Source organism: Janthinobacterium leeuwenhoeki, from assembly GCF_051380795.1.
GTDB lineage: Bacteria > Pseudomonadota > Gammaproteobacteria > Burkholderiales > Burkholderiaceae_D > Janthinobacterium.
The window spans coordinates 297,060-315,891 of record NZ_JBNYXT010000001.1; the positions used below are offsets into that span (position 1 = coordinate 297,060).

The window sequence follows — 18,832 nt, forward strand, 5'->3', positions numbered from 1 at the left end:
CGGAACCAGACCATAGAAAAAAGGGGACAGCAAAGAGGAACAGCAGAAAGCGGCTGCACGGGGCAGCCGCAGCGCCATCAGCGTGTGCCGATGCGCAAGGTGGTGTGCGGCGCTGCCGGGCGTTTCAGCGCCTGCTGGCCATTCAGTTTAAAGACGCTGACCACTTGCGCCAGATTGTGCGCCTGGTGCTGCATCGATTCGGCGGCGGCCGCCGACTCTTCCACCAGGGCCGCATTTTGTTGCGTCACGGCATCCATCTGGCCGATGGCCCGGTTGATCTCATCGATGCCCACGCTTTGCTCGCTGCTGGCCGCCGTGATTTCCGTGATGATGTCGCTCACGCGCTGCACGCTGTCAACGATATCGTTCATGGTCGAACCGGCTTGCGCCACCAGCATGCTGCCCGCATTGACTTGCTCTACGGAAGCACCGATCAAGGTCTTGATCTCTTTCGCGGCACTGGCCGAACGCTGGGCCAGGTTGCGCACTTCGGACGCCACCACGGCAAAGCCACGGCCCTGCTCACCCGCACGTGCCGCTTCCACGGCGGCGTTCAAGGCCAGGATATTCGTCTGGAAGGCGATGCCATCGATGACGCTGATGATGTCGACGATCTTGTTCGACGAAGCATTGATCGATTCCATCGTGCCCACTACCTGCGCCACGACTTCGCCGCCCTTGACGGCCACTTGCGCCGCCGAGGCCGCCAACTGGTTGGCCTGGCGCGCATTGTCCGCATTCTGTTTCACGGTGCTGGTCAGTTCTTCCATCGACGAGGCCGTTTCCTCCAGCGAACCCGCCTGCTCTTCCGTGCGGGAAGACAAGTCCTGGTTGCCGGCGGCAATCTGTGTCGACGACGTGGCGATGCTGTCCGTACCGCTGCGCACTTCGCCCACGATATTGAGCAAGCTGGTGTTCATGTCCTTCAACGCTTGCAGCAATTGCCCCGTTTCATCCTTGGCGCTGGCGTCGATCTGCGCCGTCAAGTCGCCATCGGCCACCTTGCGGGCGATGTCCACGGCCGTGCGCAGGGGACGCACGATGCCCATCGTCAATATCCAGGCGCAGACGACGCCAAAAGCCAGCGCCAGCGCGGCCAGGGCCAGCATCAGCTTGCGGCTGGCATTGGCAACGGCGTCGATCTCGCGCGCCGTCGTGTCGATGCTGGCGCGCTGGTGTTCCAGCAAGTCCAGCACCATCTTCTGGTACTTGGCGGCGGCCGGCACGAAGGTCTTTTCAAACACTTCATTGGCGGCATCGACCTGCGCTTCGCCCTTCAGCTTGTAGACCTGGTCGCGGGAACTGATGTACACCTTGCGCTGTTCCAGCAAGCCCGCGAACATGGCTTTTTCTTCCGGCTTGTCGATCAGCGCCTCGATCTTCTTTTGCAGTTCGGCTGAGCTGGACGACGAGACTTTCGACTCTTCGGCGAAATAGCCGCTCAGCGAAGTGTCGCTGCTGCGGGCAATGGCGATGGTGCGGCGCACGGCGCTGTCGATACGGCCATACCAGTCGGAAATATAGCGCTCCTTGGCCAGCGGCTGCTCCATCATGACGCGCGTAGCGCTGGCCACGTCGTGCAGGCGCCAGACGCTGATGCCCGTAATGAGCATGGAAAACAGCAAGATCACGGCAAAACCGAGTCCGAGACGGACACCGATGCTGACGTTGCGTAATAAATTCATGTGACTATCCTAGAGAGCGCTGATGCCATGGCGAAACGGGCGTAAAAAGTGAAACTCAAGTGAAACTGGCGCACGGTTCAGCTGAACCGTGCGCCAGGAAATGCGCTAGTGTGTGCCTTGCAGAAAAAGCAAACAATGCTTGGGGTCAATTGTTTCTAAGAAACCCTCTCGGCACTAGGGTGTCAGGAAATGTTCAGGGCAAGGCGCGTTGCCGAAGACAGTACGAATGTACGGCGAGGCAATGCAACGCTGGCCTGGACTTTTCCTGGCGGCCTAGGCGGCTAATTTTTCGATCAAGCCCATGTCGGCGCTAGACATCAGCTGGTCAATATCGACCAGAATCAGCATGCGCTCGTCGATGGTGCCCAGGCCGATCACGTATTCCGTGTTGATCGAACGGCCCATGTCAGGCGCCGGCTTGATCTGCTCGGGCATCAGGGTAGTGACGTCGGAGACACGGTCGACGACCATGCCGACGACGCGGTTGCCGATATTGAGGATGATGACAACAGTAAACTGGTCATAGCTGGGCGTGCCCAGATTGAATTTGATGCGCATGTCGACGATCGGCACGATGATGCCGCGCAGATTGACCACGCCCTTGACGAACTCGGGGGCGTTGGCGATGCGGGTCGGCGTTTCATAGCTGCGGATTTCGCTGACTTTCTGGATGTCGATGCCATACTCTTCCTGGCCCAGGGTAAAAGCCAGGTATTCGGCAGCCTTGGCAACGCTTGCGCCAGTGTCGCTGGAAATGGTGTTCATGATAATCCTTTCGTTAATTCGCCTGGAGCGCAGGCCAAGGCACGCTGCATGCAGGCTCTGAATGTGGCGAGCCATGTACAATGGAATGGCTGCAACTTGTATATTTTTGCAAATACTTTCTCGCAATTAGCTTATGCTTCTAATTTCCGTGCGGCAATGTTACCTCATGTAAATTTTACATGCACTAAAAAAGAGCAATCGATGGGCTGATACTTTCCTGAAAAATAATCCATGTGGCAAATACGGCACGCCGCAGTGCCGGGCAAGCCACCGCACGCGGCGGCGTTTTATGCCACACTGGCGGCCCCTGCTTTTTACGTCTTTGAACCATGCACTCTTTGCTTTCTCAATGGCAACCACGCCTGCTGACGCTGGCCACAGCCGGCCTGGGCGATGACAGCGCCCACGACATCAACCACCTGCAGCGCGTCTGGCGCAATGCCAGTGTCCTGCTGCAAGAACATGCGCAAGCCGATGCGCTCACCGTGATGGCCGCCTGCTATTTGCACGACCTGGTCAACCTGCCGAAAAACCATCCCGAGCGCCATCTGGCCTCGCGCCAGGCGGCAGCGCTGGCTTGCCGCCAGCTGGCGGAACTGGATTTCCCTGCAGAAAAACTGGCCGGCGTGGCCCACGCCATCGAGACGCACAGTTTTTCCGCCAACCTGCCGCCGCACACCATCGAAGCGCAAATCGTGCAGGATGCCGACCGCATCGACGCGCTGGGCGCCGTGGGACTGGCACGCCTGTTTTACACGGCCGCGCGCATGGATAGCGCGCTGGCGCATGGCACGGATCCGCTGGCTCGGCAGCGTCCGCTTGACGACAAGGCATACGCGCTCGACCATATCGTCACCAAGCTCGACAAACTACCCGGCAAGATGCAGACGGCGGCAGGCCGCGCCTTGGCGGAACAGCGGCTGGCCGTGCTGACGAATTTCCGCGCCGCCTTTGCCGAGGAATGGGGGTGTGCGCCCTGACATGGGTGACGATAGCCAGCATGGCCCATGCTGTCTATAATGCAAGCATCGCGCCGCGCGTCAGCAGAAATCTGCAACGCGCCGGCGCTTTGCCAACGCGCCGAAAGCATGCATGTCCGATAAAACCAGCCCCGACAGCCACTCCCCGTCATCGCCCGCCGCGCCCGCGCGCGCCGGCAACCTCAATTTCATCCTCGTCTGCGTCTTCATCGACATGCTGGGCATCGGCCTGGTGGTGCCCGTACTGCCCATCCTGATCGGCGATTTTGTCAGCGGCAAGGATGCCCAGGCGTTCTGGTACGGCATCATGGCAGCCGTCTTCGGCTTGCTGCAATTCATCTTCATGCCCATGCTGGGCGCCATCAGCGACCGCGTGGGACGCCGTCCCGTGCTGCTGTACTCGATGGCCGGCATGGGCATCAATTTCCTCGCCACAGGCTGGGCGCCGAATCTGGCCTGCCTGTTCATCGGCCGCATCATTGGCGGCGTCTCGTCGGCCAGCATGTCGGTCGCGTCCGCCTACGCCTCCGACGTGTCCACGCCGGACAACCGCGCCAAGAGCTTCGGCAAGATCGGCGCCGCCTTCGGCCTGGGTTTCATTTGCGGGCCCATGCTGGGCGGCCTGCTGGGCGAGATCAATCTGCACCTGCCGTTTTACGTGGCGGCGGGGCTGTCGGCGGCCAATTTCATCTACGGCTATTTCTGCGTGCCCGAATCGCTGCCGCCGGGTCCGCGCGCGCCATTTACTTTGGCCCGCATCAATCCTTTTGCCGCCCTGCTGAAACTGGTGCGCCGCGTGGAGATCCGCGGCCTGGTGCTGGCCTTCGGCCTGATGACGTTTGCGCAAATGATGCTCAATACCACCTGGGTGCTGTACACGCATTTCCGCTTCGACTGGACGCCGCGCCAGAACGGCATCGCCCTGTTCTGCGTGGGCCTGTGCGCGGCCGTGGTACAGGCGGGCTTGCTGGGCATACTCATCAAGCGTTTCGGCGAAGTGCGCTTGTCCTTGCTGGGCATGGCTTCGGGCGCCCTCACCTACCTGCTGTACGGCCTGGCGACGCAGGGATGGATGATGTATGCGCTGATCCTGTGCAACCTGCTGGCCTTTGCCGCCGGCCCGGCCCTGCAAGGCATCATCTCAAAATCATCCGACGCCAGCGAGCAGGGAGAACTGATGGGCTCCCTGCAATCGATCAGCAGCCTGGGCATCATCATGATGCCTTTGCTGGGCAGCATGATCCTGGGCAAAGTGAGCCATTTGCCGCCGCAGGACTGGCGCATCGGCAGCACCTTCTACCTGTGCGCCATCATGCAAATCCTGGGCATCCTGGTAGCCTGGCGCTACTTCAAGGCGCAACGCCAGGCAAGACTTGTGGTTTCCACCACAAAGTAGTCGGCGGGATAATATTGCATTTGAGAAATAAATAGGCGAGAATGAGATAATCAGCGGGGCGTTACCGATGTCCTGCATTTGATGGTGAGCAAGGATGGGTATGACTGACTTTTATTCCAGCGCCTGGCGCCGAACCGTTGCCATGCTGGCGCTGGCGCTGCCGTCACTGGCGGGCGCGCAATGCTCGCGCGACATCCAGGTGCCCGTCTCGGCCATCGGCGCCAGCGTGGTGATCAATGGCGCCGCCATCAGCGGCATCTATCCCGACTTGCTGCGCAGCATGGGTGCCAAACTCGGCTGCAATTTCATCTTCACGGCCGTGCCCCGTGCGCGCCTGGAAGCAATGTTCGAGGCTGGCAAGGCAGACTTGCTGATCCCCGCCAGCAGCACCTTGCGGCGCGACCAGCATGGCCTGTTCATCCCCATGCTGGGCAGCCGCCCCCTGCTGATCTCGCTACAGGGCGCGCGCGCGCCCATCAACACCATGCAGGAACTGATCGAGCGGCGCGAATTGCGCGTGGCGCTGGTGCGCGGCTACGACTATGGCGCACCGTACCAGGCGCTGGCGAAGGAGCTGAGCAGCCAGGGACGCCTGTTCTACGAAGTCGACGCCCTCTCCGTGGCGCGCCTGATGCAAAGCGGCTTCATCGATGCCACCATCATGGCGCCCACCATCCTGGCCGGCGTGGCGCAAAACGATGCGCGCGTGTACGGTCTGGCTGACCGCTTGCGCCTGGAAGCACTGCCGGAATTGCCGTGGGGCATGAGCGGCGTCTACCTGTCGCGCAAGTCGCTCACGGCGGAAGACCAGGCGACCCTGCGCGAACTGCTGGACAAGGCGGGCCGCTCGGGTTCCGTGATGGACGCCTTCCAGCGCCATCACCGCCAGGAACTGCTCTCGCTCAGCATACGTCCGCGCTAAGGACATACACATGTCGGGTTTGGTCGTCGCCGTCGTCCTGTTTGCCGCCCGGCTGCACGCCAGCTAGAACGCCATCGTCAAGTCGGGCAAGGATACCTTTCTCAGCACGCTGCTGGTATCCTTGGGTGCAGCCCTGATCGCGGCGGGCGCCATCCCCATGCGAGTGGCTAGCGGGCGTCGAGCGGCGCGATCGGCAACTCGATGGCGCTGGCCGCCCCTGCCGCGTGATACACGCGTTGCGTGGCCTTCTTGTAATCGCCTGGCTGGGCCAGGAAGATGTTCGGCACGAAGGTTTGCGGATTGCGGTCGTACAGGGGGAACCAGCTCGACTGGATTTGCACGGCGATGCGGTGGCCTGGCAGGAAGACGTGGTTGGCGTTCGGCAAGGCGAAACGGTAGCGCTCGACCTTACCCGCAGGTATCGCCGTCGGGTGCTCGAAGCTGTCCCGATAACGGCCGCGGAAAATATCCATCGCCACGCCCAGCTGGTAGCCGCCCATGGCCGGCTGCGACGGTACTTCGTCCGGATACACGTCGATCAGTTTCACCACCCAGTCCGCATCCGTACCGCTGGTGGAGACAAACAGCTTGACCATCGGTGCGCCGGCGATGCGCACGGCCGTTTTCAAGGGCTCGGAAACGTAGCTGAGCACGTCCGTGCGGTCCGCATAGCCGCGCTGGTCGCTGACCAGCCATGGCTTCCATTGGTCGCCATCGCTCAGGCGCACGGGACGGGGCACGAAAGGCACGGGCTTGGCGGGATCGGCCACGTATTCATCGAACGCGCCTTCAGCCGCATCCGCAGCGCCCGATGGCGCCGCAAAGCCCAGCCTGGAACCGTCCTGCAGGTAGATCGGCGTCAGTTTCGTCTCGCAGGTCTCGCAAGCCAGCGGCCACTGCCACAAGCGCTGCCACTGGTTCGTGCCGCTCTGGTACGACACCACGGGCGCCGTGTTGGCCTCCGGCGCGCCATCCTTCAGATATTGATTGAGGAAGGGCTGCATGACTTTTTCACGGAACTGGCGCGCCGTGTCGCCGTCAAACTTCAGGGCGCCCAGGCTGGAACCGTCATAGTTGACGCCGCTGTGGCGCCACGGGCCGATGGCCAGGTAATTGAGGTTGTTGCGTGTGTCGCGCCCCTCCATTGCCCAGTAGCTGGCGTAGGGGCCATAGATGTCTTCCTGGTCCCACTGCCCCACCACGTGCATGGTGGGTACGATCAGCTGGCGCTTGGCGAGGATTTTGTCGAGCGCTTGTTCCTGCCAGTAACTGTCGTAGGCCGGGTGTTCGAACAGCTTTTTCGTGTAGGTCAGCTTGTCGATGCCGAACTTTTTCGCGTAGTCGGCGGCCGAGCCGATGCGCAGATACGCCTCGTAGTCGTCGTAGACGCCCGTCACAGGCGCGTCGCCGCTGCCGCGCACGCTCGTCTGCCACGCCAGGTAAGACAAGCTCGGCATGCGGAAGGCGCCGTTATGGAACCAGTCGTCGCCGCGCCAGCCATCGACCATGGCGCTCATGGGTATGGCCACCTTCAGCGCCGGATGCGGGTCCACCAGGGCCATCAGCACCGTATGTCCCTCGTAGGAGGAACCCAGCATGCCTACCTTGCCATTGCTTTCCGGCACATTTTTTACGAGCCAGGCTATGGTGTCCCACGCATCCGTGACGTTATCGACCTTGGTATGGTTCAGCGGGCCACGCACGGGGCGCGTCATGACGTAATCGCCCTCGGAGCCATGCTTGCCGCGCACGTCCTGGAACACGCGGATGTAGCCGTTTTCCACCAGGGTATCGTCACCCTGCGGCAAGGTGGCCAGCATGCTGGGGCTGGCCGCGCGCTGGGCGCGGCGGGCCGCGTTGTACGGCGTGCGCGTGAGCATGATGGGCGCTTTTTGGGCGCCTTTCGGCACGACGATCACCGTGTACAGCTTGACGCCGTCACGCATGGGTATCATCGCCACGCGCTTGACGTAGTCATTCATGTCGGGCATTACCAGCCTGGCGCCGATATCGGGCGTCATGGGCGGCGTTTGCGGCTGCATGGACGCAGCAAGCACAGTACTGCATAGGGAACTGACAACCAGGGCCAGACCGGTGAGCCGGACGGGGGACGACACGCGCATACTGTTCTCCAATGATTCATGCCACGCAAAAGTGGCCGAAGAGCAATAGTACCCGGAAAGCAAGTTTTGCAGTAGGCCAGCCTCTGATGCAGCGCAGCAGATATATCGGCACGCAACTTGACAGAACGCGCACGAACTGCAACCATAACGCCATGAAATTTATCCCGTCACAACACGCCTGCTTGAATTGGTGGTCCCGCTCACTTTCGCGCGGCCACTCTATAGTGATGTGAATTTGATCCACGCCGCCTCGATCGGTGGCGTAACAGGCTCAGCCTGGATCATCCCCGATGCAGGCGGCTCAAAAGGAAACTTGATGAGCTTGCCTAATACTCCAGATACTCCCGATACCGACAACGCCCCGGCAGCACCATTGTCCGCTGCCGCCATCGCTGCGCAATCCGTGATCCTGACGGGCGACCGCCCGACCGGCCCCTTGCACCTGGGCCACTACGTGGGCAGCCTGCGCGACCGCGTTTCGTATCAGAACAACTACAAGCAATTCATCATGCTGGCCGACGCGCAAGCGCTGACGGACAATATGGATGACATCGACAAGGTGCACCGCAACGTCGTCGAAGTGGCACTCGACTACCTGGCCGTCGGCATCGACCCGACGAAAACCACGGTGTTCATCCAGTCGCAAATCCCGGAACTGGCCGAGCTGACCTTTTACTACCTGAACATCGTTACCGTGGCGCGCCTCGAACGCAACCCCACCGTCAAGGAAGAAATCCGTTTGCGCGGCTTCGAACGCGACATCCCGGCGGGCTTTTTGACCTACCCTGCCAGCCAGGCGGCCGACATCACGGCCTTCAAGGCGGGCGTGGTGCCCGTGGGCGAAGACCAGATCCCCATGATCGAGCAAACGAATGAAATCGTGCGCCGCTTCAACCGCATGTACAACCGTGAAGTCTTGATGGAATGCAAGGCGCTGGTGCCGGACATCGGCCGCCTGCCCGGCATCGACGGCAAGGCGAAGATGAGCAAGTCGCTGGGCAACACCATCAACCTGGGTGCGACCTCGGCAGAAATCACGGCCGCCGTGAAAAAAGTCTATACCGACCCGCTGCACCTGCGCGTGGAAGACCCGGGCCACTTGGAAGGCAACATCGCCTTCACTTACCTGGATGCATTCGACCCGGAAAAAGCGGCGCTGGCCGAGATGAAAGCCCATTATGTGCGTGGCGGCCTGGGCGACAGCATCGTCAAGAAGCGCCTGGATCTGGTCTTGCAAGAAATGCTGGCGCCGATCCGCGCCCGCCGCGAAGAGTTCGCCAAAGACAAGGGGCAAGTCATCCAGATGCTGAAAGAAGGCACCTTCAAGGCACGCGAAGTGGCGGCCCGCACGGCCGATGAAGTCAAGTCGGCGCTGGGCCTGAACTATTTCTGATTAGCAAACCCAAGAGCAAACTGATGCGCCCTGGCGGAGTCGGGTAGAATCCCGTCTCCGCCAGGGCTATTTTTTTGCCTAACCCAACAGCAGAGTCTGGGGTCGGACCCTGAGGGTCCGACCCCAGCACTTGTCTTAGGGTCACCATATATTGAAACATAGCTAATGACCGACTCCGCTATCGAACAACTGCTGCAGCAGCATTTTTCCATCGATGCGCTGCAGCAAGCACCAGCGCCCCTGCAGCAGGCGCTGCGCATGCTGGGCGGCTGGCTGGCGGCCGAGCGCGACACGCCGTATCCGCACACGCCATACGCGGAACTGCTGACGCAACTGTCCGACACTTGCCTGCCCGCGCACGGCATGCCCGTGGCGGCATTCCTGCAAGAACTCGACGCTACCGTGCTGGCCAATACGGCCCAGCTGAACCACCCGCAATACATCGGTCACATGACGCAAGCCCTGCCTTGGATCAGCGTGCTGGCCGAAGCGTTTACGGCCACCCTGAACCAGAACCAGGTCAAGATCGAGACGGCGTATGTGTCGACCCTGATCGAAAAGCAGATCCTCGGCTGGCTGCACCGCCAGGTGTACCAGCAACCGGATGCCGTCTACACGCAGGCGATGGCCGCCACCAGCGGGGCGCTGGGCAATGTCGTCAATGGCGGCACCATGGGCAACTTGACGGCGCTGGCCGTGGCGCTGGAACAGCAGTTGCCCGGCACGCGCAAGCGGGGACTGTTTGCCGCCATGCAAGATTCTGGCCATGCGGGGCTGGCCGTGATCGGCTCGGCCCGCAGCCATTACTCCGTGAAAAAGGCGCTGGCGACCCTGGGCCTGGGCGAAAACGCCTTGCAACTGGTGGCCGTCGACCGCGACAACCGCATCGATATCGCCGCGCTGGAAACCACCATTACCGATTTAAAACAGCGCAAGATCAAGGTCATCGCCATGATCGGCATCGCCGGCACGACGGAAACGGGTGCCATCGATCCGCTGGCCGCCATGGCGGCGATTGCCGCGCGAGAAAGCATCTGGTTCCACGTGGATGCGGCCTGGGGCGGCGCCCTGCTGATCGCGGAACAGTACCGCGCCCTGTACGACGGGATTGCTTTGGCCGACTCCGTCGTCATCGACGGGCATAAGCTGCTGTGGGTGCCGATGGCGCAAAGCATGGTGCTGTTCAAGGATAGCGCCAGCTTGAACTTGCTGAAACACAACGCCAACTACATCTTGCGCGACAATTCGGGCGACCTGGGCCAGACCTCGCTGGAAGGCTCGCGCCGCTTCGATGCCTTGAAACTGTGGACCTCGTTCAAGGTGCTGGGCGTGTCCGGCTACACGACCTTGCTGCAGCAGGCGGGCACTCTGAGTGGCCAGTTGCAGGACTTGCTGGCCGACCAGCAGGACTTCGAACTCGTCACGCGCTCGGACACCTTCATTCTGACTTATCGCTACGTGCCCGCGCACTTGCGCCAGCGCATGGAAAGCTTCCTGGCCAGCGGCCAGCTGGACGCGGCAACCGAACTGAACACGCAACTGAATACGCTCAATGCCAAGCTGCAAAACCGGCAAAAGGCGCAAGGCCACAGCTTTGTCTCGCGCACGGTACTGGAATCGACGCGCTACCCTGGCCCGACCAACGTGCTGCGCGTAGTCATGACGAATGTCAAGACGCGCCCCCACCACCTGCGCGCCATTTTGGCCGAGCAGCGCGCCATCGGCCAGGCGCTGGTGGCGGAACTGGGCTTGTAAGGAAACACCCACCCATCAGCCTTGACTGGATGCACGATGCAGCGTCTTAGCGCCCTCACCGACCTCTTGCGGCATCTGCTGAAATGGCTGCTGCTGGCCTTTGTCGTGGCCGTGCTGGCCGGGTCGGCATCGGCCGGTTTCCTGTTTGCCCTCGACTGGGCCACGCGCACGCGCATGGCGCACGCCTGGCTGATCTGGCTGCTGCCCGTGGCGGGCTTTGCCGTCGGCTGGCTGTATTTGCGTTACGGCAGCAGTGTCGAAGGCGGCGCGAACCTGCTCATCGATGAAATCCACGACCCGAAAAAAATCATCCCCTTGCGCATGGCGCCGCTGGTGCTGGGCGGCACCGTCCTCTCGCATTTGTTCGGCGCCTCTGTCGGACGCGAAGGCACGGCCGTGCAGATGGGCGGCGCGCTGGCCGACCAGCTGACGCGCATATTTCGCCTGAACAATGAAGACCGCCGCATCATCCTGATGGCCGGCATCAGCGCCGGCTTTGCCTCCGTCTTTGGCACGCCGCTGGCGGGCGCCATCTTCGGCCTGGAAGTGCTGGCCATCGGCCGCTTGCGCTACGAAGCCATGCTGCCCTGCCTGGCTGCTGCCGTCATCGCCGACCAGGTGGGCTTGCTGTGGGGCGTCCAGCATACGCATTACGCCGTGCCTTTGATCCCCGCCCTTTCCGCCTGGACTTTGTGCGCCATGGTGATCGCGGGCGTGCTGTTCGGCGTGACGGGTAAAGTGTTTGCGCAAGCCACGCACGGCTTGAGCGCTCTGATGAAGCGCTGGATCAGCTATCCTCCCCTGCGTCCGCTGGCCGGTGGCGTACTCATCGCGCTCGCCGTGTGGCTGATCGGCACGGATCGTTACATCGGCCTGGGCATTCCCACCATCGTCGACGCGCTGAAGACACCGCTGCCCGCCTGGGATTTTCTCGGCAAGATGGCATTTACCATCGTCTCGCTGGGCACCGGCTTCAAGGGCGGCGAAGTGACGCCCCTGTTCTTCATCGGGGCGACCCTGGGCAATGCGCTGGGGCCCCTGCTGCACCAGCCCGTCACCCTGCTGGCCGCCATCGGCTTCGTTGCCGTGTTTGCCGGCGCGGCCAATACGCCCATCGCCTCGACCCTGATGGCCATGGAACTGTTTGGCGCCGAAATCGGCGTGTACGCGGCCATCGCCTGCGTCGTGGCTTATCTGTTTTCCGGCCACGCGGGCATTTACCGGGCGCAGCGGGGCGGCCACGCCAAACGCACAGTCCAAAAGGATCAAGACACATGACACAGAATATCTACGACAACGACGCCTTCTTCACGGCCTACAGCCAGCTGCCCCGCTCCATCGGCGGACTCGACAGCGCACCCGAATGGCCAGCCCTGCGCGCCATGCTGCCCACACTGCAGGGAAAAAGCGTGCTCGACCTGGGCTGCGGCTATGGCTGGTTCTGCCGCTGGGCGGCTGACGCTGGCGCGGCGCGGGTGCTGGGCGTGGATGTGTCGGAAAAGATGCTGGCGCAGGCGAACGCCATGGGGACACACGCGGCGCTCGAATATGCCCGGCTTGACCTGGAACAACTGGCCTTGCCGCCGGCCAGCTACGACCTCGTCTACAGCTCACTGGCCTTCCACTACATCGAGGATTTTGCCACCTTGGTGGCCGCCATCCGCCAGAGTTTACAACCGGGCGGCAAGCTGGTGTTTTCCATCGAACACCCGATCTTCATGTCGCCGCGCCAGCCTGGCTGGCTGACGGATGCGCAAGGCCGCACGTGCTGGCCTGTCGACAGCTACCAGCAGCAAGGCCCGCGCGTGTCGGACTGGTTGGCGCCCGGCGTGATCAAGCAGCATCGCACCCTGAGCACGACCATCAATGCGCTGTTACACGCCGGTTTCCAGCTGGAACATGTGGAAGAATGGGGCCCGACCGACGCACAGGTCGCGCAGCAACCGGCCCTGGCGGAAGAGCGCGAGCGGCCGATGCTGCTGCTGGTGGGGTGTAGCCTCAAGTAACTGCGCCGTCAGCTGGCGACATTGCGCGTAAACCGCAAGGTGGACGCGCCCGCATTCACGTAGGCATACGCTTGCGCGCTACTGAAGACAAGAAAATCGCCCGCAGCCAGCTGTCTGGTTTCCGCCGCCAGCACGAGTTGCAGCGTTCCTTCCAGCACGTAGATCATTTCGCTGAAGCCCGCCGGATCGGCTTGCGCATCATAGCGCTCGCCCGGTGCCAGGGTCCACGACCACAATTCCACCTGGCGGCTGGCGGGCGCCGCGCCCAGCAGCACGGCCTGGCTCGCCTGCGAGGCGCTTTGCCACATCAGCACGCGCAGGCTGTCGTGCGGCTGCTGCGGCGGCTGCACCAGGTCGACAAAGGCCACGCTCAACGCGGCCGCCACATGGTCGAGGTTAGCCAGGCTGATGTTGGTGCTGCCCGCCTCGACGCCATTGACCATGCGCCGGCTCAGGCCCGACTTGCGCGCCAGCTCTTCCTGGCTCAGGCCGGCAGCCAGGCGCAAGCGCCGCAGATTTCTGGCCAGGTGTGCCAGCACACCACCGTCCTCGGCTTGACTGCGCAATATATTGCTCCTATGATGATGGGAAATATTTTGCTCATAGCATAGCGCCCCATGAAAACACACGCAAGTCCCCCGCCCGCCCTCGGCCTGCCCGAACTGGCCCTGATCGCCATTACCTTCATCTGGGGCGGTACTTTTCTCATCGTGCAGCATGCCGTGACGGTCAGCGGGCCATTGGCCTTCGTGGCCGCCCGCTTTGCCGTGGCCGCCAGTATCGGCGCCCTGATTTGCCGCGGCCAGCTGCGCCAGTTGACGAAAGCGGAGTTGCTGACGGGTATGGCCATCGGCGTGAGCATCTTTGGCGGCTACGCGCTGCAAACCTATGGCTTGATGTATATCACGAGCAGCAAGTCAGCTTTCATCACGGCCTTCTATGTGCCCATCGTGCCGCTGGTGCAATGGCTGGTCTTCAAGCAGCGGCCCCACCCTGCCGTGTGGGCGGCCGTGGTGCTGGCTTTCGCCGGCTTGCTGCTGCTCACCGGCACGGATGGCTTGAGCATGGGTTTTGGCACGGGCGAGCTGATCACGGCCGTGGGCGCCATCGCCATCGCGCTGGAAATCATCCTCATCAGCCGCGTCTCGCCGCAATTGAACATCTTGCGCGTGACCATCGTGCAACTGGCGACGGCATCCCTGATCGCCCTGCTGCTGATGCCCGTCATGGGCGAAGCGCCGCCGGTCCTCAGCAAGACTTTCATCTTCAGCGTCCTGGCCCTGGGCTGCGCCAGCGCGCTGATTCAATATGTGATGAACTGGGCGCAAAAGCGCATCTCCGCCACCAAGGCCACCTTGATCTACGCAGGCGAACCCGTGTGGGCCGGCGTGATCGGCCGCATCGCCGGCGAGCGCCTGCCGGCCCTGGCCATCGTGGGTGCCATCCTGATCATTGGCGCGGGCATCCTCAGCGAATGGCGGCCGAAACGGGGGAACGGCGCGGCCAAGGCAGTGCAACAGTAAGGCAGCGTGAACCGCCGGATGCAAGCAAAAATCACACCGGTGTACTTGCTAATTAGAGTAGACCCATCTCTTCCGGCCAGCCAGGCACGCCCAGCGCATGGGCGGCCCGTACCAGGCTGGCTTGCTCTTCCGCGCTGGCATGCTGCAATTCGGCCGCGACCGATTCCAGTGCGGCAATGTCGGCATCAGGATCGCCCTCGTCCAGACGTTCAATGTAAGTTGTGGCAAGTATCAGGGCGCGGGCCAGGGTATCGATATGCTGCTCCAGTAGTGATTCAAGAATGATGGTTCAATCGGCCGTACGCCGCAGCGCCGCCCCGCCATGCAGGGCCAGCGGCACGGCCCTGGCCCAGCGATTCGACGACAGGGAAAACGTCAGCGCGCGCACCTGGTGGTACCAGCCGGCGGGCACGTACAGCATGTCGCCGGGCTCGACGATGCATTCGATCATGCTGGCCTGGCGCGCCAGGGGAAAGCGCTCGAAATCGGGCGCTTCCGGGTCGAAGGGCGAACCGAACAGGATGGCGTTCGCTTCGCTGGGATAGAGAAAGGCATCGTGGTGCGGCGGCGATAAAAAGATGCGTTTGCGGCCCCACACTTGCGCGAAGACATTGTCGTCGTAATCACAATGCAGGGGCGTCACCGTGCCAGCCGGCCCGACCCAGAAGCGCGGCGGGCCCATCTTGTCAAAATACGTGGGCCAGTGGCACAGGCGGTTCAGCTCGCGCAATTCCAGGTTGCCCAGGTATGGCGGCAAGGCGTACTTGCCCTCTGCCACCAGGTCCAGATATTGCCCCATCGACATGTCTTGCATGGCGCGGTCGGCGGCAAACGCCGTGTTGATGTAGTCGCCCACCCGCGCACGCACGGGCACGTGTCTGAACTGTTCGCGCAAGACTGCGGGCTCCAGCCTGGATAAGGGCCAGCGCTGCACCAGCCCGCGCATCAGGAATGGCAAGCCCAGCGCGGCGCGCGCGCGGAAAGCGGCCGCGTCCAGCATGGCCAGGCGCGGCACCTCGGTGATGGTGGGCAAGTCACGCGCCGCCTGCTTGATGGCCTCGCGCATGGCCTCGATGGATGTGACGCCGCGTACCTGCGCATCCTTGTCTTCGCGCGCCTGCTTGCGCGCAAGAGCTGCTGCGGGTGAACTGAATGCGGCTGGCGGCCTGGGCGGCAAGGCGCGCGGCGATATCGGGGCGGCCGCAAGCGGCAGCGGCACTTCTTTTTCTACAGACATAAACCTTCTTTGCGATCAAGGCATCGCACGGCATGGCGCGACAGTGCGCCATTTTAAGCCAGCAAGGCCCGTTTCAGCACGCATAACACATACCCCCGGCGCATCGACACCTGACAAAACCGACGCGAGCGGCAGTGATTTGTGGCTAAGAAGCGCAACCGTACTCCAGTACGGTGAGCATCGCAGGCCGCAAAGCGCGACGCGCAGCAGGTTTGGTCAGGTGTCCTCAGACAGGGGTTTTGAAGATGGGATCGACGATGAACTGCTGCGCCTTGATGCGCAGGGTGCGCTCCTCGTCCAGCTCGGCGCGCGTTTCGCCCAGCTCTTCGCGTTCCGCTTCCAGTTCCAGGCGCGCGGCCGCCAGTTCCGTTTCCACGCGGGTCAGGCTTTCCAGCTTCAGCTGGGCCTGGATCAGTTCGGCGCGCGCCGCTTCGGCCGCCTCTTCCAGGCGTGGGATGCCTTCGAGCTTGAATTGCGCCTTGGCCAGATCCATGCGCGCCTGCTCGGCAGCCTCTTCCAGGCGCGGCAAGCCTTCCAGGCGCAGCTGCGCCTTGGCCAGGTCCGTGCGCGCCTGGTTCGCCACTTGCCGCTCCCGTTCGAGTTCCTCGCGCAAGGTTTCCAGTTCGCCCGCCTGCAGGTCGAGCAACTCTTGCTGGCGCTCGTTCTCGCTGGCCAGATCCATCAATTCCTGTTGATTGTCGTTCATCTCGGCTTCATGCGCGCTGTGGCTGGCGCTTAATTCCTGTCCTACATAATCGAGGATGGCTTGCTGCAGCACGGGCGACAGTTCGGCGGCGGCAGCGATCTGGCGTTGCGCACCCGCCTTGCGGCGCAGCAAGAGCTTGCTGATGGTGCCGAGACAGGCGCCGTTGCCCAGCCGTTCGCGCAAGGCGCGCACCGTGATGGCCTGGCCTTCGCCCGCCATCGCTTCCATTGCCGCATTGATCTGTTCCGCGCTTACTTTTGCCATGTCGTCTGCTCTTGAATGTTGCCCAAGGCAATCTTGCCAAGGGGCACTATCTTATGCCAGCGGCGGCTAAGCGTAAAGTATTTCTCAATAAAGATTGCAATTGCACAACGCAAGCGTGAGAAAACATGCGGCTTCAGCAGATTTACTCTTCGAGTAAACCATTTTCCGTCAACATATCCTGCACCAGTTCAAGGCGCAGCACGGGATTGTCCTGGCTCAGCAGCAATTGTTTTTGCATGGCGCTCAGGGACAGCAGCTCGCACCAGCGGTTCGCCACCCAGCCGCACTCGTCGAGGCGATACGGCGGCTGCAAGGGCATTTGATCAGGCGGGATCTTTTCCTCCTGCAAGGTGCGGATCAGGGCGCCCAGCGCGTCGGCCACGTTTTGCTGCTCTTGCGGGATGGGAATGGTTTTATCGGGCGGCAAGGATTCAATCTGCGCCATCCACAAGCCGTGCTTGAGCTGCTCGCTGGAGAGGATATGAAAGCGCTGCATGCCCATGCATTTGATTTGCAGCAATCCCGACAGGGGCGCGGCCCAGTCGATGACGCGCGCCAGGGTGCCCACGGGCGCCAGGGTTTCGTGCTGGCCCGGCTTGCGCACTTCCGCGCCGTCCAGCAGCTGCACCACGCCAAACGGCTGCTCGCCCATGATGCACTGACGTATCATGTCCAGGTAGCGCACCTCGAAGATCTGCAGGGGCAGATAGCCATCGGGATACAGCACCGTATTGAGCGGGAACAAAGGTATCGAGGTCATGGCGCATGATGGCACGAATGCCATATCCGTGCAGCGCGCCTTGCCTCGCCAAGCTAACTGCGCCGCTTATTTGTAGAAGCGGCGCTTCTTGGCCCGCTCGGCCGCCTTCGGCGCCAGCACCTTGACGGCCTTTTTCTGGATCGTGCCACCGGCGGACGTGCCCGGCACGCGGTGCTCGGCCTCGAAACCGGGCTCCTCGTTGCGTTTGAGGGTTTGCCGCGTCAACGCTTCCACGGCCGACAGCAATTCCACCTCGTCGGCGCAGACGAGGGAAATTGCCTCGCCCGAGGCGCCCGCGCGGCCCGTGCGGCCAATGCGGTGGATATAGTCTTCCGCCACGGTGGGCAAGTCGAAATTGACGACGACGGGCAATTGGTCGATATCGAGGCCACGGGCGGCCACGTCGGTAGCCACCAGCACTTGCACCTCGGCGGATTTGAAACGGGCCAGCGCGCGCAGGCGGTTCGGCTGCGTCTTGTCGCCGTGGATGGAGTCGGCGCGCACGCCCTGCTCCAGCAAGGTGTTCACCAGTAACTCGACGCCCTTGCGGGTCTTGACGAAGACCAGGACCTGGCCCCAGCGCTTTTTCTTCAGCAAGTGCAAAAACAATTCCGGCTTGCGTTTCTTGTCGCACACGATGACCGATTGCTTCACGGCCTTGACCGTGCTGTTACGCGCGCTCACTTCCACCGAGACGGGATCCTTCAGCATGGTTTTCGCCATGGCGCGGATGGCGTCCGAGAAGGTGGCCGAGAACAGCAGGGTCTGGCGCTGCTTGGGCATGCTCATCAGAAGCAAGTCGAGCTCGCGTTCGAATCCCAGATCCAGCATGCGGTCCGCCTCGTCCAGCACCAGCGTCTGCACTTGCTCGAACTTGACGGCGCCCTGCGTCTGCAAATCCAACAGGCGGCCCGGCGTGGCCACCAGCACGTCGAGACCCTTGCGCAATTTGCTGATCTGCGGCTCGATGGGCACGCCGCCATAGGCGACAAAGCTGCGCAGCGGCAAATTGCCGCCATAGCTGCGGAAGCTGGCATACACTTGCTCGGCCAGTTCGCGCGTAGGCACCAGCACCAGCACGCGCACGCACTGGGGCGCCACCACGCCTTCCAAAGTCAGGCGCTGCAGCAGCGGCACGGCAAAGCCGGCCGTCTTGCCCGTGCCCGTCTGGGCGGCGGCCATCAGGTCGCGCCCGGCCAGCACGGCGGGAATCGCTTGCGCCTGTACGGGCGTGGGCTTGGCATAGCCGAGCTCGTCAAGTTTGCGGACCAGGGGATCGATCAGGCCGAGGGAGGAAAACGTCATGGGGAAAGCAAT

General features: G+C 62.4%; 16 protein-coding genes. 8 read left to right on the forward strand and 8 right to left on the reverse strand.

The genetic code is table 11. From position 1 onward, the window contains the following. Window positions 1–77: 77 nt before the first annotated feature. Together ACQ4WS_RS01205 and ACQ4WS_RS01210 are read right to left on the reverse strand one after the other, a co-directional pair. On the reverse strand, window positions 78–1,685 hold the full coding sequence (locus tag ACQ4WS_RS01205; protein WP_436472914.1) for a methyl-accepting chemotaxis protein: 1,608 nt from the start codon (window positions 1,683–1,685) through the stop codon (window positions 78–80). 273 nt (window positions 1,686–1,958) lie between these two features. Continuing rightward, complete coding sequence (locus tag ACQ4WS_RS01210) at window positions 1,959–2,450, reverse strand: chemotaxis protein CheW (RefSeq protein WP_436472916.1); 492 nt, start codon at window positions 2,448–2,450, stop codon at window positions 1,959–1,961. Between the two features lie 329 nt (window positions 2,451–2,779). On the opposite strand from ACQ4WS_RS01210, the gene ACQ4WS_RS01215 reads away from it, so the two are divergent. The 3 genes from ACQ4WS_RS01215 to ACQ4WS_RS01225 all read left to right on the forward strand — a co-directional run bounded on the left by ACQ4WS_RS01215 (window position 2,780) and on the right by ACQ4WS_RS01225 (window position 5,748). Beyond that, window positions 2,780–3,430 carry an HD domain-containing protein gene (locus ACQ4WS_RS01215; RefSeq protein ID WP_436472918.1) on the forward strand — a complete coding sequence of 217 codons (651 nt, stop codon included), beginning with the start codon at window positions 2,780–2,782 and terminating at the stop codon, window positions 3,428–3,430. 112 nt (window positions 3,431–3,542) lie between these two features. Beyond that, window positions 3,543–4,826: a TCR/Tet family MFS transporter gene (locus ACQ4WS_RS01220; RefSeq protein WP_436472920.1), complete on the forward strand. Its 1,284-nt coding sequence runs from the start codon at window positions 3,543–3,545 to the stop codon at window positions 4,824–4,826. 100 nt (window positions 4,827–4,926) lie between these two features. Further along, on the forward strand, window positions 4,927–5,748 hold the full coding sequence (locus tag ACQ4WS_RS01225) for a substrate-binding periplasmic protein (RefSeq protein WP_436472922.1): 822 nt from the start codon (window positions 4,927–4,929) through the stop codon (window positions 5,746–5,748). Between the two features lie 167 nt (window positions 5,749–5,915). On the opposite strand, the gene ACQ4WS_RS01230 is transcribed toward ACQ4WS_RS01225, so the two are convergent. Then, a complete protein-coding gene (locus ACQ4WS_RS01230; protein WP_436472924.1) occupies window positions 5,916–7,790 on the reverse strand; it encodes a CocE/NonD family hydrolase in 1,875 nt (624 codons plus the stop codon). A gap of 397 nt (window positions 7,791–8,187) precedes the next feature. Here ACQ4WS_RS01230 and trpS point away from each other — a divergent pair, with 397 nt between their 5' ends. The 4 genes from trpS (at window position 8,188) to ACQ4WS_RS01250 (ending at window position 13,025) form a co-directional block, all read left to right on the forward strand. Continuing rightward, window positions 8,188–9,264 carry a tryptophan--tRNA ligase gene (trpS, locus tag ACQ4WS_RS01235; protein ID WP_436472926.1) on the forward strand — a complete coding sequence of 359 codons (1,077 nt, stop codon included), beginning with the start codon at window positions 8,188–8,190 and terminating at the stop codon, window positions 9,262–9,264. Between the two features lie 165 nt (window positions 9,265–9,429). Further along, window positions 9,430–11,019 (forward strand): pyridoxal-dependent decarboxylase, encoded by a 1,590-nt coding sequence (locus tag ACQ4WS_RS01240; RefSeq protein WP_436472927.1) that lies wholly within the window; start codon window positions 9,430–9,432, stop codon window positions 11,017–11,019. Between the two features lie 36 nt (window positions 11,020–11,055). Beyond that, complete coding sequence (locus ACQ4WS_RS01245) at window positions 11,056–12,297, forward strand: voltage-gated chloride channel family protein (RefSeq protein WP_436472929.1); 1,242 nt, start codon at window positions 11,056–11,058, stop codon at window positions 12,295–12,297. Next, window positions 12,294–13,025: a class I SAM-dependent methyltransferase gene (locus tag ACQ4WS_RS01250; RefSeq protein WP_436472931.1), complete on the forward strand. Its 732-nt coding sequence runs from the start codon at window positions 12,294–12,296 to the stop codon at window positions 13,023–13,025. Before ACQ4WS_RS01245 ends, ACQ4WS_RS01250 begins: the two co-directional genes overlap by 4 nt. Before the next feature lie 8 nt (window positions 13,026–13,033). Here ACQ4WS_RS01250 and ACQ4WS_RS01255 read toward each other — a convergent pair whose 3' ends face one another. Then, complete coding sequence (locus ACQ4WS_RS01255) at window positions 13,034–13,591, reverse strand: helix-turn-helix domain-containing protein (protein WP_436472933.1); 558 nt, start codon at window positions 13,589–13,591, stop codon at window positions 13,034–13,036. Between the two features lie 51 nt (window positions 13,592–13,642). Here ACQ4WS_RS01255 and ACQ4WS_RS01260 point away from each other — a divergent pair, with 51 nt between their 5' ends. After that, window positions 13,643–14,548 carry a DMT family transporter gene (locus tag ACQ4WS_RS01260; protein WP_436472935.1) on the forward strand — a complete coding sequence of 302 codons (906 nt, stop codon included), beginning with the start codon at window positions 13,643–13,645 and terminating at the stop codon, window positions 14,546–14,548. A gap of 289 nt (window positions 14,549–14,837) precedes the next feature. On the opposite strand, the gene ACQ4WS_RS01265 is transcribed toward ACQ4WS_RS01260, so the two are convergent. The 4 genes from ACQ4WS_RS01265 to ACQ4WS_RS01280 all read right to left on the reverse strand — a co-directional run bounded on the left by ACQ4WS_RS01265 (window position 14,838) and on the right by ACQ4WS_RS01280 (window position 18,820). Next, entirely contained in the window at window positions 14,838–15,785 is a 948-nt protein-coding gene (locus ACQ4WS_RS01265; RefSeq protein WP_436472937.1) for a cupin-like domain-containing protein, read from the reverse strand. Between the two features lie 226 nt (window positions 15,786–16,011). After that, window positions 16,012–16,755 carry a DNA-binding protein gene (locus tag ACQ4WS_RS01270; protein ID WP_035818092.1) on the reverse strand — a complete coding sequence of 248 codons (744 nt, stop codon included), beginning with the start codon at window positions 16,753–16,755 and terminating at the stop codon, window positions 16,012–16,014. 142 nt (window positions 16,756–16,897) lie between these two features. Then, window positions 16,898–17,515, reverse strand: a complete 618-nt coding sequence (locus tag ACQ4WS_RS01275; RefSeq protein ID WP_436472938.1) for an LON peptidase substrate-binding domain-containing protein — start codon at window positions 17,513–17,515, stop codon at window positions 16,898–16,900. Between the two features lie 66 nt (window positions 17,516–17,581). Then, window positions 17,582–18,820, reverse strand: coding sequence for a DEAD/DEAH box helicase (locus ACQ4WS_RS01280; RefSeq protein ID WP_436472940.1), 1,239 nt, complete (start codon window positions 18,818–18,820; stop codon window positions 17,582–17,584). Window positions 18,821–18,832: the final 12 nt, after the last annotated feature.

Bases quoted from the DNA above. Each gene is read 5' to 3' on its own strand.
- ACQ4WS_RS01205 (WP_436472914.1), bottom strand. From the start codon at position 1,685: ATGAATTTATTACGCAACGTCAGCATCGGTGTCCGTCTCGGACTCGGT.
- ACQ4WS_RS01210 (WP_436472916.1), bottom strand. From the start codon at position 2,450: ATGAACACCATTTCCAGCGACACTGGCGCAAGCGTTGCCAAGGCTGCC.
- ACQ4WS_RS01215 (WP_436472918.1), top strand. From the start codon at position 2,780: ATGCACTCTTTGCTTTCTCAATGGCAACCACGCCTGCTGACGCTGGCC.
- ACQ4WS_RS01220 (WP_436472920.1), top strand. From the start codon at position 3,543: ATGTCCGATAAAACCAGCCCCGACAGCCACTCCCCGTCATCGCCCGCC.
- ACQ4WS_RS01225 (WP_436472922.1), top strand. From the start codon at position 4,927: ATGACTGACTTTTATTCCAGCGCCTGGCGCCGAACCGTTGCCATGCTG.
- ACQ4WS_RS01230 (WP_436472924.1), bottom strand. From the start codon at position 7,790: ATGCAGCCGCAAACGCCGCCCATGACGCCCGATATCGGCGCCAGGCTG.
- trpS (WP_436472926.1), top strand. From the start codon at position 8,188: ATGAGCTTGCCTAATACTCCAGATACTCCCGATACCGACAACGCCCCG.
- ACQ4WS_RS01240 (WP_436472927.1), top strand. From the start codon at position 9,430: ATGACCGACTCCGCTATCGAACAACTGCTGCAGCAGCATTTTTCCATC.
- ACQ4WS_RS01245 (WP_436472929.1), top strand. From the start codon at position 11,056: ATGCAGCGTCTTAGCGCCCTCACCGACCTCTTGCGGCATCTGCTGAAA.
- ACQ4WS_RS01250 (WP_436472931.1), top strand. From the start codon at position 12,294: ATGACACAGAATATCTACGACAACGACGCCTTCTTCACGGCCTACAGC.
- ACQ4WS_RS01260 (WP_436472935.1), top strand. From the start codon at position 13,643: ATGAAAACACACGCAAGTCCCCCGCCCGCCCTCGGCCTGCCCGAACTG.
- ACQ4WS_RS01265 (WP_436472937.1), bottom strand. From the start codon at position 15,785: ATGTCTGTAGAAAAAGAAGTGCCGCTGCCGCTTGCGGCCGCCCCGATA.
- ACQ4WS_RS01270 (WP_035818092.1), bottom strand. From the start codon at position 16,755: ATGGCAAAAGTAAGCGCGGAACAGATCAATGCGGCAATGGAAGCGATG.
- ACQ4WS_RS01275 (WP_436472938.1), bottom strand. From the start codon at position 17,515: ATGACCTCGATACCTTTGTTCCCGCTCAATACGGTGCTGTATCCCGAT.
- ACQ4WS_RS01280 (WP_436472940.1), bottom strand. From the start codon at position 18,820: ATGACGTTTTCCTCCCTCGGCCTGATCGATCCCCTGGTCCGCAAACTT.